This window comes from Burkholderia pyrrocinia (genome assembly GCF_003330765.1).
Classification (GTDB): Bacteria; Pseudomonadota; Gammaproteobacteria; order Burkholderiales; family Burkholderiaceae; genus Burkholderia; species Burkholderia pyrrocinia_B.
The window spans coordinates 2386702-2401049 of the sequence record NZ_CP024902.1 but is presented as its reverse complement, the minus strand read 5'-3'; the positions used below and the strand labels follow the sequence as shown (position 1 = coordinate 2401049).

Genomic DNA, 14348 nt, shown 5'->3' with positions numbered 1-14348 from the left:
ACTTCTCCCTCTTTACGTGCCTCCATGTCCCAGTTCTTCAGGATTCATCCGGATAATCCGCAGCCGCGCCTGATCAAGCAGGCCGTGGAGATCATCAGCAAGGGCGGCGTGGTCGCGATGCCGACCGATTCGAGCTATGCGCTCGCGTGCCATCTCGACGACAAGGATGCGGTGGAACGTGTGCGCCGGATTCGCGGCCTCGACGAGAAACAGCACCTGTCGCTGCTCGTGCGCGACCTGTCGGAGCTTGCCAACTTCGCGATGGTCGACAACCGCCAGTACCGGCAGATCAAGTCGGTGACGCCGGGCCCGTACGTATTCATCCTGCAGGCGACGAAGGAAGTGCCGCGCCGGCTGTCGCACCCGTCGCGCAAGACGATCGGGCTGCGCGTGCCCGATCACGCGATCACGCTCGCGTTGCTGGAATCGCTCGGCCAGCCGCTGCTCGGCACGACGCTGATCCTGCCGCCGGATGACGAACCGCTCAACGATCCCGACGACATCCGTGCGCGGCTCGAGAAGCAGGTCGACCTCGTGATCGACGGCGGCGCATGCCCGCGCGAGCCGTCGACGGTGATCGACCTGACGGGCGACGAGCCGGAGCTCGTTCGCGCGGGGCGCGGCGCGCTCGAACCGTTCGGGCTCTCGGCCGCGTAAGCGCGCGCCGTTCCATTTTTTGCACGAGTGCGCTTGTTACAATAACGCGATATGGATGCTTCCCTGATACAGACCATCGCCGTCTACGCGCTGCCCGTGATCTTCGCGATCACGTTGCACGAGGCCGCGCACGGCTATGCCGCCCGCCTGCTCGGCGACAATACCGCCTACGTGATGGGGCGCGTGTCGTTCAATCCGATGCGCCACATCGATCCGATCGGCACGATCGCGATCCCGCTCGCGATGTATTTCCTGACGGGCGGCGCGTTCCTGTTCGGCTATGCGAAGCCGGTGCCGGTTTCGTTCGGTAACCTGCGCAATCCGCGCTGGGGCAGCCTGTGGGTCGCGCTCGCGGGCCCGGCCTGCAACTTCGTGCAGGCGCTGATCTGGGGCATGCTGACCCTCGTGCTGCCCGCCGTCGGCATCGACGAGCCGTTCTTCACGCGGATGGCGTTTGCCGGCGTCAGCGCGAACCTCGTGCTCGGCGTGCTGAACCTGTTTCCGCTGCCGCCGCTCGACGGCGGCCGCATCCTGGCGGCGCTGCTGCCGCCGAAGCAATCGATCGCGCTGTCGCGCATCGAGCCGTACGGCTTCATCATCGTCCTCGTGCTGGTCACGACGGGCGTGCTGACGAACTTCTGGCTGCGCCCGCTCGTCAATGTCGGCTACGCCGTCCTGAGCGCCATCCTGTCTCCATTCGCCTCGCTTTTCTAACGACAATCATGTTCCCAGAACGTATTTTCTCCGGCATGCGACCCACCGGGTCGCTGCACCTCGGTCATTACCACGGCGTGCTGAAAAACTGGGTGAAGCTGCAGTCCGAGTACCCGTGCTTCTTCTGCGTCGTCGACTGGCATGCGCTGACAACGCACTACGAGACTCCCGAGGTCATCGAGAAGAACGTGTGGGATGTGCTGATCGACTGGCTCGCGTCCGGCATCGATCCGGCGCAGGCGACGCTGTTCATCCAGAGCAAGGTGCCCGAGCATGCCGAGCTCGCATTGCTGCTCGGCATGAGCACGCCGCTCGGCTGGCTCGAACGCGTGCCGACCTACAAGGAGCAGATGGAGAAGCTGAAGGACAAGGACCTGTCGACCTACGGCTTCCTTGGCTACCCGGTGCTGATGGCCGCCGACATCCTGCTGTATCGCGGCTCGCTCGTGCCGGTCGGCGAGGATCAGGTGCCGCACGTCGAGATGACGCGCGAGATCGCACGCCGCTTCAACTACCTGTACGGCCGTGAACCCGGTTTCGAGGAGAAGGCGCTCGAGGCGGCCAAGAAGCTTGGCGGCAAGCGCTCGAAGCTCTATCACGAGCTGCGCAATGCGTATCAGCAGGAAGGCGAGGACGAGGCGCTCGAACAGGCGCGCGCGATGCTGCAGGAATCGCAGAGCCTGTCGATGAGTGATCGCGAACGCCTGTTCGGCTATCTCGAAGGCGCGCGCAAGATCATCCTCGTCGAGCCACAGGCGCTCCTGACCGAAGCGTCCCGGATGCCGGGCCTCGACGGGCAGAAGATGTCGAAGTCGTACGGCAACACGATCGGCCTGCGTGAAGACGCCGAGACGATCACGAAGAAGGTCCGCACGATGCCGACCGATCCCGCGCGCGTGCGCCGCACCGATCCGGGCGACCCCGACAAGTGCCCGGTGTGGCAGCTGCATCAGGTCTATACGGACGAAGCGACGCACGAGTGGGTGCAGAAGGGCTGCCGTTCGGCGGGCATTGGCTGCCTCGACTGCAAGCAGCCGGTTGTCGAAGGCATCCTGCGCGAGCAGCAGCCGATGCTCGAGCGCGCGCAGAAGTACATGGACGATCCGTCGCTGCTGCGCGCGATCGTGGCGGACGGTTGCGACAAGGCGCGCAAGTACGCGACGGAAACGATGCGCGACGTGCGCGACGCGATGGGCCTGTCGTACAACTGACCCGACTGCATGAGCGAATCCGTCATCGCCGCCGCGGGCGGCCACGTCGCACAGGCCGAGCCGTCGCGCTGGGTCGCGCAATGGTCGCGGCTCGTTCCGGCAGGCAGCGCGGTGCTTGACGTCGCCGCGGGCGGCGGCCGTCATGCGCGCTGGTTCGCATCGCAAGGGCATCCGGTCGTCGCGCTCGACCGCGACCCGGCCGCGCTGGCCGCGTTGCGCGCGATCCCGGGCGTCGATGCCCGCGGCGCCGATCTCGAAGGCGCGCCGTGGCCGCTGCCGGCCGGTGCGCGTTTTTCGGCCGTGATCGTCACCCATTATCTGCATCGTCCGCTCTGGCCCCATCTGCTTGATGCGGTGGCGCCGGGCGGCGTGCTCATCTACGAAACCTTCGCGCAAGGAAACGAAACGGTCGGCAAACCGTCCAACCCCGCGTTCCTGCTCGCCCCGGGCGAGTTGCTGGACGCCGTGCACGGCCGCCTGCGGGTGGTCGCGTACGAGGATGGTTTCGTCGCCGCGCCGCGCGAGGCGTTCGTCCAGCGTCTCTGCGCAGTGCGCGAGGGCGCGACCCCGAAGGCGGGGGCGGGAATTCCACGTTACGAACTGCCCGGCTAATCCGCTACAATCTCAACGTTTACCGGTACACAATCAATCGCGTTTCATGGCTAACGGCACCCAAGACGGCATTCAAATCCGCGGCAGCATCCCCGCGATCGTCACCCCGATGCTCGAAGACGGCAGTCTCGACCTGCCGGCGTTTCGCAAACTGATCGACTGGCACATCGCGGAAGGCACCGATGCGCTCGTCGTGGTCGGTACGAGCGGCGAGTCGGCAACGCTCAACGTCGAAGAGCACATCCTGATGATCCGCACGGCGGTCGAGCATGCGGCAAAACGCATCCCGATCATCGCGGGCGCGGGCGGCAACTCGACCGCCGAGGCGATCGAGCTGACGAAGCACGCGAAGGCTGTTGGCGCGGACGCGACGCTGCAGGTCGTGCCGTACTACAACAAGCCGACGCAGGAAGGCATGTACCGTCACTTCCGGGCGATCGCCGAAGCGGTCGACCTGCCGGTGATCCTGTACAACGTGCCGGGCCGCACGGTGGCGGACATGGCGCACGAGACGACGCTGCGCCTCGCGCAAGTGCCGGGCATCATCGGCGTGAAGGAAGCGACCGGCAACATCGATCGCGCCGCGCACCTGATCAAGGCCGCGCCGAAGCATTTCGCGATCTACAGCGGCGACGATCCGACCGCGATCGCGCTGATGCTGCTCGGCGGCCACGGCAACATCTCGGTGACGGCGAACGTCGCACCGCGTGCGATGAGCGAGCTGTGCCGCGCGGCGCTTGCCGGCGACGTGCAGACGGCCCGCGAGTTGCACATGAAGCTGCTGTCGCTGCACAAGAACCTGTTCATCGAGGCGAACCCGATCCCGGTGAAGTGGGCGCTGCAGGCGATGGGCAAGATGCAGGGCGGTATCCGGCTGCCGCTCACGGCGCTCGACGAGCGCTGCCACGATGCCGTGCGTTCGGCCCTCGTCGAGGCCGGCGTTCTCGCCTGATGCCGAGGCGGCCGCGTCCTGCGGCCGCCGGCTCGACCCCTGATAACCCGCACCGGCCGGCTCCGTCCGGCGCCGCTCCTGACGAGCGTTCTAGCAAGACGAAGGATTTCATGAAACGTTTCGCCTTTTCTTCTCGCGCCATCCAGATGTCGGTGATGGCGCTGGCGCTGGGCGCGCTCGCCGGCTGCGATACGCTGAACGACTATCTGGCTCCCGACCGGGTCAACTACAAGAACACCGGTTCGGCGCCGCCGCTCGCGGTGCCGAGCGACCTGAAGCCGGTGCCGACGACCCAGCAGTTCATCGCGCCGCCGACCAACGCCGGGCTCGGCACGCTGCCGCCGCGGGTCGCGACGCAGGCCGGTAATGCGACCGACGGCATCCCGAGCGCGCAGGATCCGCTCGGCATGCACATCGAGCGCGACGGCGATCGCCGCTGGCTCGTCGTCGATGGCCGGACGCCCGAGCAGCTGTGGCCGATCCTGAAGGAGTTCTGGCAGGAGAACGGCTTCTCGCTGAAGACCGATGCGCCGTCGACGGGCATCATGGCAACCGACTGGGCCGAAAACCGCGCGAACATTCCCGACGACTGGTTCCGCCGCACGATCGGCAAGGTCATCGATTTCGCCTACTCGTCCGGCACGCGCGACCGCTTCCGTACGCTCGTGAACCGCACGTCGGACGGCAACACCGACATCTCGATCACGCACAGCGCGATGGAAGAAATGATGGTCGGCCCGCAGGGCGGCACGTCGTCGCGCTGGGAAGAGCGTCCGCGCAATCCGGTGCTCGAAGCCGTATTCCTGTCGAAGCTGATGCAGAAGTTCGGCCTGACCGACGCGCAGGCGAAGCAGTTGCTGACCGATGCGCATTCCGCGACGGCACCGACGCAGGTCAGCGACACGAGCAGCGGCGCAGCGACGCTGCAGCTGGCGGAGTCGTTCGACCGCGCGTGGCTGCGCGTGGGTCTTGCGCTCGATCGTACCAACTTCACGGTCGACAATCGCGACCGCGAGAAGGGCGTGTACACCGTGCGCTATGCGAATTCGATGGAAGAGCTCAAGCGTGACGGCCTGTTCGGCAAGCTGTTCTACGGTGGTCCGCAGGCCGCGAAGCCGGGCAGGGAATTCCTGGTCAACGTGCGCGCGCAAGGCGGCGGCACGCAGGTCGCGGTGGTCGGCGCAAACGGCCAGGTCGACAACTCGTCGGACGCACAGCGGATCATTTCGCTGCTCCACGCGCAGCTGAACTGAGCGCGTGCGTTTCGCCAGCCTCGGAAGCGGCAGCGAAGGCAACGCGCTGGTCGTCGAGGCCTCGAGCGGCACGACGACCACCCGCGTGCTGCTCGACTGCGGCTTTTCTGCCAAGGAGGTCGAGCGCCGGCTCGGCCGACTGAATCTCGGCATCGGTGATCTCGATGCGATCCTCATCACCCATGAACACAGCGACCACGTCGGCAGTGCGCTGACGCTCGCCCGCCGCGCGTCGCTGCCGCTCTACATGAGCTGGGGCACCGCGCGCGCGGTAGGCGCGGACGAGGCCGATGTCGATCTCCACGTGCTGTGGGGCGACGAGACGGCCGCGATACGCGATCTGGCCGTGATGCCCTATACGGTCCCTCACGATGCGCGGGAGCCGCTCCAGTTCGTCTTTATGGACGGCTGCCGCCGGCTCGGCGTGCTGACGGACGTCGGGATGTCCACGCCGCACATCACGGCCGTCCTGAGCGGTTGTGACGCACTGGTGCTCGAATCCAACCACGACACCGCGATGCTGGCCGCGAGCCGCTATCCGCAGTCGCTGAAGGCGCGGATCGGCGGCAACCACGGCCACCTGAGCAACGACGCGGCGGCCGACATCCTCGCGTCGCTTGAACGCAGCCGCCTCCAGCATCTGGTCGCGGCACACTTGAGCCAGCAGAACAACCTGCCGGAACTGGCCCGCCAGGGATTTGCCGGCGTACTGGGGACTAGCGGGGACGACGTGATCGTGGCCACGCAGGACGCGGGGTTCGACTGGCTGATGCTCGGATGAGCGGGGGCAGGGCCGCTGCGACGGCCCGTGCGACTGCCGGGTGATGTGCGCGGAAACGGCAGACGTAAAAAAACCGGCCCTCGGGCCGGTTTTTTTTTCAGCTGACGCTGAGGCTTACTGGCTTGCGCCCGAAGCCGGAGCAGCCGTCGCTGCCGAAGCAGCCGACGCCACTGCAGCAGCAGCGTCGCTCGCAGCACCAACTGCCGACGAAGCAGCAGCCGAAGCGTCGCTCGCAGCACCAGCAACTGCCGAAGCAGCCGTCGAAGCAGCAGCAGCCGCGTCGCTTGCAGCCGACGAAGCAGCTTGATCAGCGCTCTTGTTGCAAGCAGCCAGTGCAACAGCAGCCAACAGGGAAGCTACGAGGAGGGATTTCTTCATGATCACGTCCTTTTATGGTTAAAGGTAAGCAACAGCGCGAAACAATACCGGTAATGTGCTCCAACACCGACCTGGGCCGCTGGTGGAGATGCACTTCTAGAGCGTGAATCTTCCCTACGGCTTGGGCGGAAATTATATGCACTTTCCTATCGACCGTCGACAAATGCGGGGTCAATACGTTGTCTTTCCCATACAGAATTTAATCCGTATGGGCGTACGGGGCGACTCACACTAATTCCGGCCTCCGACCCGTATCCAGCCCGCACGATACCACTCGTGCAACAAGGCTGTCATTGAGGGAGCCCGGGATAGTGTTACAAACCGTTTCGCCTCCATCTGGCGTTGATTGGCCAGTTCGGGCAGCCATTCACTGGCCTGCTCGAGTGGTCCTTCTTCGCCATTAATGAAGTACGAGCGCGCGTTATACATCAATGCGGCCCTTCTGTCGAGACACACGCCGCGGCGTGACGCTTGCGTGACGAATGCGGCCTCGGACAGCGGGCGTGCGGGCGGGTCGAATACGACGTTCGGCTTGGGCTCGCTCAGGTAGCAGCCGAGGAATTCGGCGACGTCGCGCTTGCGCCAGCGGATTGCGTCGACGATCTCGGCGACGCGCTCGACCATCGCCGGAGGCAGTTGCGCGGGCGTGTCGACGGCCGGCTGCTTCGGATCGCGGTAGAGGTCGTCGCCGCGCCCGTCGCGCAGGCCGCCGCGCTCCGCGAGATAGTACAGGAACTGGGCGCCCAGTTCGCCGGCGGACGGGGCCCGGAAGCCGATCGAGCAGGTCATGCATTCGCCTTCGGCGACGCCGTCGTGCGCGACGTGCGGCGGCAGGTACAGCATGTCGCCGGGCTCCAGCACCCATTCGTCGCTCGGCTCGAAGTTTTCGAGGATCTTCAGCGGCACGTCCGGCTGCAGCGACAGGTCCTTCTGCGCACCGACGCGCCAGCGACGCCGGCCTTCGACCTGCAGCAGGAATACGTCATACGAGTCGAAATGCGGGCCGACGCCGCCGCCGTCCGTCGCATACGAGATCATCAGGTCGTCCAGGCGCGCGTCGGGGATGAAGCGGAAGCGGTCGAGCAAGGCGCGTGCCGCATCGACGTGCAGGTCGAGCCCCTGCACGAGCAGGGTCCAGGACTTGCGCGTGACGGCAGGCAGCGAGCCGGGCTCGAACGGACCGTGCGCCAGTTGCCACTTGTTACGAAAATGGGTGATCAGTCGCGATTCCGCGTCATAGTCCGCTGCCAGCTCGAACAATGCGTCGCGCGTGACCGGCGACGCGACGCCGGGAATCGCCTGGCGGATCAGGAGCGGCTTCTTCTGCCAGTAGCCGCGCATGAATTGCGCCGGCGTGAGACCGCCGAGCAGCGGTGTGGGAAGATCGGAGGGCGGCGCGCCGAGCGGGGCGGCAGCGGCATCCCGCGGTTCGGCTTGAGACCGGTTGCGCATCGTATAATGAGACTTGTATTTGGGAGAATTGGATGAAAATCGCAAAAAACACCGTCGTGTCGGTCACTTACAAGCTGTCGGATGCACAGGGCAATCTGATCGAGGAAAGCGACGAGCCGATGGTCTATCTGCACGGCGGCTATGATGGCACGTTCCCCAAGATCGAGGAACAGCTCGACGGCCAGGAGCCGGGTTACCAGGCGCAGATTCAGCTCGAGCCGCAGGACGCGTTCGGCGACTACGATCCCGAACTCGTGAAGGTCGAGCCGCGCGATCGTTTCCCCGAGCCGCTCGAAGTGGGCATGCAGTTCGAAGGCACGCCGGAAGACGGCGACGAGGAAGTCGATTCGCTGGTCTATACGGTCACCGACGTCGCCGAAGACAAGGTCGTGCTCGACGGCAATCACCCGCTGGCAGGCATGGCGCTGCGTTTCGCACTCACCGTGAAGGACGTGCGCGAAGCAACCGAAGACGAAATCGAGCATGAGCACGCGCATGGCGCGGAAGGGCTTGAAATCGTCGACGAGGACGAAGACGAGGACGGCGAAGCGCCGTCAGGGCGCACCCTGCACTGAGCTCGCAGGCAGGCCGGGCGCCGGCCCCGACGCAGGGGGCGGCGCAGGCCACGACGCGCCGCCGGGTGCGGCGCCGTCGCCCTGCAGCGGCGGCGCGACCGACGACGAATCGGGCAGCGCCGGCAACGCGGGGATTTCCGGCATCTGCGGCAGCGGGACATCGTCGTGCGGCACGAGCGGCAGCGCGGGCGGCACGGGCAGGTTCTTCGGCACGTCCTGCAGGCTCACGTTGAAGATCGTCTGCCGTGCCGGCGACACGCTCACCTTCACCCACTGATTCGCCGGATGGCGCGGTCCGATCGCGACGCGCGTCACGTTTCCTACCAGTTCACCTTCGTCGGCACGCAGCGGACGATCGATCAGAAAGCCGTTCGCAAGCGGCTCGCTGCTCGCGTGCATCACCAGTATCGGGCCGCGAAACGTCGCCGCCGCCTTCACCAGCGTTCGTTTCAGTTCACGGAAGCCGTCGCGTACGCGCGGCCGGTTGAAACGCAGCCATGCGAAGCGTTCCGAGCGTTCATAGCGTTCGAACTGCGGATCGCCTTCGAAAATGACGACCATCGCGCGCGCCTCGCGCCGTTTCGCATATTCGGCCGCGTGGTCGATCCAGAAACCGTTCGCGATGATGCGGTCCTCGAATTCGCCGTTGCGGCCGCCGGCCGTCAGGAAATGGTTGTTCGGCGCCGGCGCGTTGAGCGCGACGTAGACGATGTCGTCGCGCATCCAGCGTGCGTTCTCGCGATACGGCCGGAACCGGGCGACTTCGCTTTCACGCGTGATCTGCAGCGCGCCGGGGTCGGGCAGTGCCGAATCGGCGAGCAGCGTCTGCCGCAGGAAGTCGAGCCGCTCGACCGGATCGTAGCCGCCGCCGGCCGCGGTGTTGCACGTCACCCAGTCGTCGCGGCCCGGAATGAACACGAGCGGCACGCGTGCCGCGTCCAGGATCGCGCCGCGCTGCGAATACAGCGCATCGCGGCATGCTTCCTTCGAGCCCTTGAGATCGCCCGCATAGACGACGAAAGCGAGGTTGCGCTCGCGCGCGATCGAATCGAGCAGCCGCTGCGCGGCCGGTTCGTCCGCCGGTACGTTGATGACGCCTGACACGACCGCGAACGAGTAGGGCGCGGCGGTGCGCTTCGGCGGTGCAGCCAGCGCGCCGGCCTGTGCGAGCGCGAGCGCCGCCGCGACGAGCGCGGCGGCGGCGCGGGCCGGCAGGCCGCGCGGGATGCGCTTACGCGTGCCCGTCGGCATCGCGTGACCGGACCAGCGTGCGCAGTTCGTACAGCAGGTCGAGGGCCTCGCGCGGCTTGAGATCGTCGGGATCGATGTCGCGCAGCTTGTCGAGCGCCGGATGCGGCGTGTCGGGCCGCGCCGGTGCATCCGCGCATTCGAGATCGTCGGCGACGACCGGCTGCGCGCTGAACAGGTCGAGTTGCGGCGTGTGCTGTGCCGCCGACTGCTGTTCGAGATAGGCGAGGTGCTTGCGCGCGGCACGGATCACGGGCGCCGGGACACCCGCGAGCTGCGCGACCTGCAGACCGTAGCTCTGATTCGCCGGGCCTTCGTTGACCGCGTGCAGGAACACGATGCCGTGGCCGTGCTCGACGGCCGACAGGTGGACGTTGGCCGCCTGCGGGAATTCGGTCGGCAGTTGCGTCAGCTCGAAGTAGTGCGTCGCGAACAGCGTGTAGCAGGTGTTGTGCGCAAGCAGGTGGCGCGCGATGGCCCACGCGAGCGCGAGGCCGTCGAACGTCGACGTGCCGCGGCCGATCTCGTCCATCAGCACGAGGCTTTGCGGCGTCGCGTCGTTGAGGATCGCCGCGGCCTCGGTCATCTCGACCATGAACGTCGAGCGGCCGCCCGCGAGGTCGTCCGCCGCGCCGATGCGCGTGAAGATCCGGTCGATCGGACCGAAGCACGCCGACCGGGCCGGCACGTAGCTGCCGACATAAGCCATCAGCGCGATCAGCGCGGTCTGCCGCATGAACGTCGACTTGCCGCCCATGTTCGGACCGGTGATCAGCAGCAGCTTGCGCTCGGTGCCGAACCGGCAGTCGTTCGCGATGAACTGTTCGACCTGGGCTTCGACGACCGGATGGCGGCCCTGTTCGATGTCGATGCCGATCTCGTCGGTGAAGGTCGGTGCGACCCAGTCGAGCGCGCGGGCGCGTTCGGCGAATGCGGCGAGCAGGTCGAGTTCGGCGAGTGCCGACGCGACGCGCTGACACTCGGGGATGAACGGCAGCAGCGCCTGCAGTACCGCGTCGTACAGTGCGCGCTCGCGCGCCAGCGCGCGTTCCTGCGCGGACAGCGCTTTGTCCTCGAAGGTCTTCAGTTCGGGCGTGATGTAGCGCTCGGCGTTCTTCAGCGTCTGACGACGGCGGTAATCGTCGGGCACCTTGTCGGTCTGGCCGCGCGTGACCTCGATGTAGAAGCCGTGCACCTTGTTGTATTCGACGCGCAGGTTCGCGATGCCGGTGCGCGTGCGCTCGCGCGCTTCGAGATCGATCAGGAACTGTCCGCAGTTCTCCGAGATGTCGCGCAGCTCGTCGAGCTCGGCGTCGTAGCCGCGTGCGATCACGCCGCCGTCGCGCACCATGGCGGCCGGTTCGGGCGCAATCGCGCTCGTCAGCAGGTCGAGGCATTCGGCGGGCGGTGCGAGCGCCGCGTCGACGCGTGCGAGCGTATCCGCATTCTCGACGATCGCGCTGATGCGCTCGCGCAGGGCCGGCAGCGCGGCGAAGGTGTCGCGCAGGCTCGACAGGTCGCGCGGGCGCGCGGACAGCAGCGCGAGACGCCCCGTGATTCGTTCGACGTCGGCGATCTGGCGCAGCGCGCTGCGCAGCGCATCGAGGCTTGCGTTAGCCGGTGCATCGAGCAGCGCGCCGATCGCCTGCTGGCGCGACTGCGCGGCGACCGACGCGCGCGGCGGGTGATGCAGCCAGTGACGCAGCAGGCGGCTGCCCATCGTCGTGCAACAGGTGTCGAGCAGCGAATACAGCGTCGGCGACTCGGTGCCGCGCAGCGTCTCGGTCAGTTCGAGGTTGCGGCGCGTGGCCGGATCGAGCCCGATGTATTCGGTTTCGTTCTCGACCTTCAGGCTGCGCACGTGCCGCAACTGCTGGCCTTGCGTGGCCGCGGCATAGAGCAGCAGCGCGCCGGCCGCGCCGCACGCGCTCGTCAGCGAATGCGCACCGAAACCGTCGAGGCTGGCGACATCGAGCTGATCGCACAGGCGTTGCGTGCCCGACGCGATGTCGAAGTGCCATGCCGGCACGCGCTTGCTTGCACCCGCGCCAGCCGGCACGGCGTCGGTTGCGCCGTCCGCCGTCAGGATTTCGGCCGGCCTGATGCGCTCGAGCGCGGCGCCGAGCTGCTCGGGCTCGATTTCGGCGAGCCGCAGCGCACCGCTGGCGAGGTTCAGCCAGGCGAGGCCGATGTTGACCGCGACGCCGCGCTTGTTGTGGCCTGTGCACATCGCGAGCAGGTAGACGTCGTTCTTGTCGGACAGCAGCGCGGCATCGGTCAGCGTGCCGGGCGTGACGACGCGCACGACCTTGCGCTCGACGGGGCCCTTCGACGTGGCCGGATCGCCGATCTGCTCGCAGATCGCGACCGATTCGCCCATCTTCACGAGCTTCGCCAGATACTGCTCGACCGCGTGATGCGGCACGCCGGCCATCTTGATCGGCGTACCGGCCGATGCGCCGCGCTGCGTGAGGGTCAGGTCGAGCAGGCGTGAGGCTTTTTCCGCATCCTCGAAGAACAGCTCGTAGAAGTCGCCCATCCGGTAGAAGACGAGCGTGTCGGGATGGTCGGCCTTGATGCGGAGGTACTGCTGCATCATCGGGGTGTGGCCTGCAAAGGCCTCGGGCGACAGCGTGGTCATAGGTCAGGCGTAAAGTTGCTTGGTGGTTGGCCGAGTTTACCAGCGGCCCCGACGTGCACGCACGAAGTTCGCCTTTCGGCCAGTCGCCGGAGATCGCGACAGGCGGCTGTCGGCCATATGCGGTTATTCGACCTCGCCCTCCGGCGGACACTCGAAAGTCAGCTTCACTCGGCTCACGGACCTTCGTGCGCCGATCCGGCACATCAGGACGCGTGCGCCGACGTCAGGCTGAGTGCCAGCGCTTGCGCGACCTCGATGCCGTCGATGGCTGCCGAATAGATACCACCCGCATACCCCGCGCCTTCGCCGGCCGGATACAGGCCTTCGACGTTCATGCTCTGGTAATCGTCTCTGCGTCGAACCCGGATCGGTGACGAAGTGCGCGTCTCCACGCCGGTGAGCACGGCATCGTGCATCGCGAAACCAGCGATCTTCTTGTCGATCTCGGGTAGCGCTTCACGGATTGCTTCGATCACGTAGTCCGGGAGCGCGGTGCTGAGATCGGTCGGGTGCACGCCAGGCTTGTACGACGGCTCCACGGAGCCAAGCGACGTTGACGGCCGGCCTGCAATAAAATCCCCGACCAGTTGGCCCGGCGCGCGGTAATCGCCGCCGCCGAGTTCGAATGCGCGCTCTTCCCATTGGCGCTGGAACGCGATGCCCGCCAGTGGACCGCCGGGATAGTCTTCCGGCGTGATGCCGACGACGATGCCCGCATTCGCGTTGCGCTCGGCGCGGGAATACTGGCTCATGCCATTGGTGACCACGCGGCCCGGCTCGGAGGTTGCCGCGACTACCGTGCCTCCAGGGCACATGCAGAAGCTGTAGACCGCCCGTCCATTGCTGCAGTGGTGGACCACCTTATAGTCGGCCGCACCGAGTTGCTTGTGGCCTGCAAACTTGCCGAAGCGGCTGCGATCGATCAGCCCCTGCGGATGTTCGATGCGAAAACCCAGCGAGAACGGCTTGGCTTCGATATAAACGCCGCGATCGTGCAGCATCTGGAAGGTGTCGCGCGCGCTGTGGCCCACGGCCAGCACCACGTGGTCGCACCGGAGCGTTTCCCCGTTCGAGAGCTTGAGCGAGCGCACCTTGCCCTGATCGATTTCGATGTCGTCAACCCGGGTTTCGAAGCGCACTTCACCACCCAGTTCGTGGATCGAAGCGCGCATTTTTTCCACCATGCTGACGAGGCGGAACGTGCCGATGTGCGGCCGGCTCAGATACAGGATGTCTTCCGGTGCGCCCGCCTTGACGAATTCGTCCAGCACCTTGCGGCCATAGTGGTTGGGATCCTTGATCTGGCTGTACAGTTTGCCGTCGGAAAATGTCCCGGCCCCGCCTTCGCCAAACTGCACGTTGGATTCGGGGTTGAGTACACCCTTGCGCCACAGGCCAAAGGTGTCCTTGGTGCGCTCGCGCACGGCTTTGCCACGTTCGAGGATGATGGGGCGGAATCCCATCTGCGCGAGGATAAGTCCGGCAAACAGGCCGCACGGCCCCATGCCGATGACAACCGGACGCAGGAAAGCGGTGTGCTCGGGGGCCTTCGCGACAAAGCGGTACGCCATGTCAGGCGTCAGGCCGCAATGCGGCTTGCCGGCAAGTTGCGTGAGCGCGGCCGCTTCGTCCTTGACCTCGACATCGACGATATACGTCAGCTTGATATCGGAGCGCTTGCGTGCATCGTGCGCACGGCGGAACACGGTGTAACGGAGGAGCCCGTCTGCCGCCACGCCGAGGTCCGCGAGGCGCGCGCGAATCGCAGCTTCGAGCGCGCTTTCGCTATGGTCGAGGGGGAGTTTAACTTCGCTTAGCCGTAACATGAGTATTCGGATGCGGTTGCCACGGAGTCGTGGCGGTGTTGAGACGGG

At 66.2% G+C, this 14348-nt stretch carries 13 protein-coding genes; 8 read left to right on the top strand and 5 right to left on the bottom strand.

Annotated features, from left to right (window positions below):
* The first annotated feature begins 24 nt into the window (after window positions 1-24).
* The 7 genes from CUJ89_RS11590 to CUJ89_RS11560 all read left to right on the top strand — a co-directional run bounded on the left by CUJ89_RS11590 (window position 25) and on the right by CUJ89_RS11560 (window position 6180).
* Entirely contained in the window at window positions 25-657 is a 633-nt protein-coding gene (locus CUJ89_RS11590; RefSeq protein ID WP_114177445.1) for an L-threonylcarbamoyladenylate synthase, read from the top strand.
* Window positions 658-708: 51 nt separating this feature from the next.
* Window positions 709-1371 (top strand): site-2 protease family protein, encoded by a 663-nt coding sequence (locus CUJ89_RS11585; RefSeq protein WP_114177444.1) that lies wholly within the window; start codon window positions 709-711, stop codon window positions 1369-1371.
* 8 nt (window positions 1372-1379) lie between these two features.
* Window positions 1380-2582, top strand: coding sequence for a tryptophan--tRNA ligase (locus CUJ89_RS11580; RefSeq protein ID WP_114177443.1), 1203 nt, complete (start codon window positions 1380-1382; stop codon window positions 2580-2582).
* Between the two features lie 9 nt (window positions 2583-2591).
* A complete protein-coding gene (locus CUJ89_RS11575) occupies window positions 2592-3194 on the top strand; it encodes a class I SAM-dependent methyltransferase (RefSeq protein WP_114177442.1) in 603 nt (200 codons plus the stop codon).
* Window positions 3195-3240: 46 nt separating this feature from the next.
* Window positions 3241-4146, top strand: a complete 906-nt coding sequence (dapA, locus tag CUJ89_RS11570; RefSeq protein WP_114177441.1) for a 4-hydroxy-tetrahydrodipicolinate synthase — start codon at window positions 3241-3243, stop codon at window positions 4144-4146.
* Between the two features lie 110 nt (window positions 4147-4256).
* Complete coding sequence (gene bamC, locus CUJ89_RS11565; RefSeq protein WP_114177440.1) at window positions 4257-5399, top strand: outer membrane protein assembly factor BamC; 1143 nt, start codon at window positions 4257-4259, stop codon at window positions 5397-5399.
* Between the two features lie 4 nt (window positions 5400-5403).
* A complete protein-coding gene (locus CUJ89_RS11560; RefSeq protein WP_114177439.1) occupies window positions 5404-6180 on the top strand; it encodes an MBL fold metallo-hydrolase in 777 nt (258 codons plus the stop codon).
* Between the two features lie 307 nt (window positions 6181-6487).
* Here CUJ89_RS11560 and CUJ89_RS38940 read toward each other — a convergent pair whose 3' ends face one another.
* Together CUJ89_RS38940 and CUJ89_RS11545 are read right to left on the bottom strand one after the other, a co-directional pair.
* The gene (locus CUJ89_RS38940; protein ID WP_075122947.1) at window positions 6488-6733 is read right to left on the bottom strand and encodes a hypothetical protein; all 246 of its coding nucleotides are present in this window, start codon (window positions 6731-6733) and stop codon (window positions 6488-6490) included.
* Window positions 6734-6789: 56 nt separating this feature from the next.
* The gene (locus CUJ89_RS11545) at window positions 6790-8010 is read right to left on the bottom strand and encodes a cupin domain-containing protein (RefSeq protein WP_114177437.1); all 1221 of its coding nucleotides are present in this window, start codon (window positions 8008-8010) and stop codon (window positions 6790-6792) included.
* 32 nt (window positions 8011-8042) lie between these two features.
* On the opposite strand from CUJ89_RS11545, the gene CUJ89_RS11540 reads away from it, so the two are divergent.
* Window positions 8043-8585: an FKBP-type peptidyl-prolyl cis-trans isomerase gene (locus CUJ89_RS11540; RefSeq protein ID WP_114177436.1), complete on the top strand. Its 543-nt coding sequence runs from the start codon at window positions 8043-8045 to the stop codon at window positions 8583-8585.
* On the opposite strand, the gene CUJ89_RS11535 is transcribed toward CUJ89_RS11540, so the two are convergent.
* From CUJ89_RS11535 to CUJ89_RS11525, 3 genes are all read right to left on the bottom strand, one after another.
* Entirely contained in the window at window positions 8565-9836 is a 1272-nt protein-coding gene (locus CUJ89_RS11535) for a hypothetical protein (protein WP_201752234.1), read from the bottom strand. The genes CUJ89_RS11540 and CUJ89_RS11535 overlap by 21 nt on opposite strands.
* Entirely contained in the window at window positions 9817-12474 is a 2658-nt protein-coding gene (gene mutS / locus CUJ89_RS11530) for a DNA mismatch repair protein MutS (protein WP_114177435.1), read from the bottom strand. Before mutS ends, CUJ89_RS11535 begins: the two co-directional genes overlap by 20 nt.
* A 203-nt stretch (window positions 12475-12677) precedes the next feature.
* Window positions 12678-14300 carry an NAD(P)/FAD-dependent oxidoreductase gene (locus CUJ89_RS11525; protein WP_114177434.1) on the bottom strand — a complete coding sequence of 541 codons (1623 nt, stop codon included), beginning with the start codon at window positions 14298-14300 and terminating at the stop codon, window positions 12678-12680.
* Window positions 14301-14348: the final 48 nt, after the last annotated feature.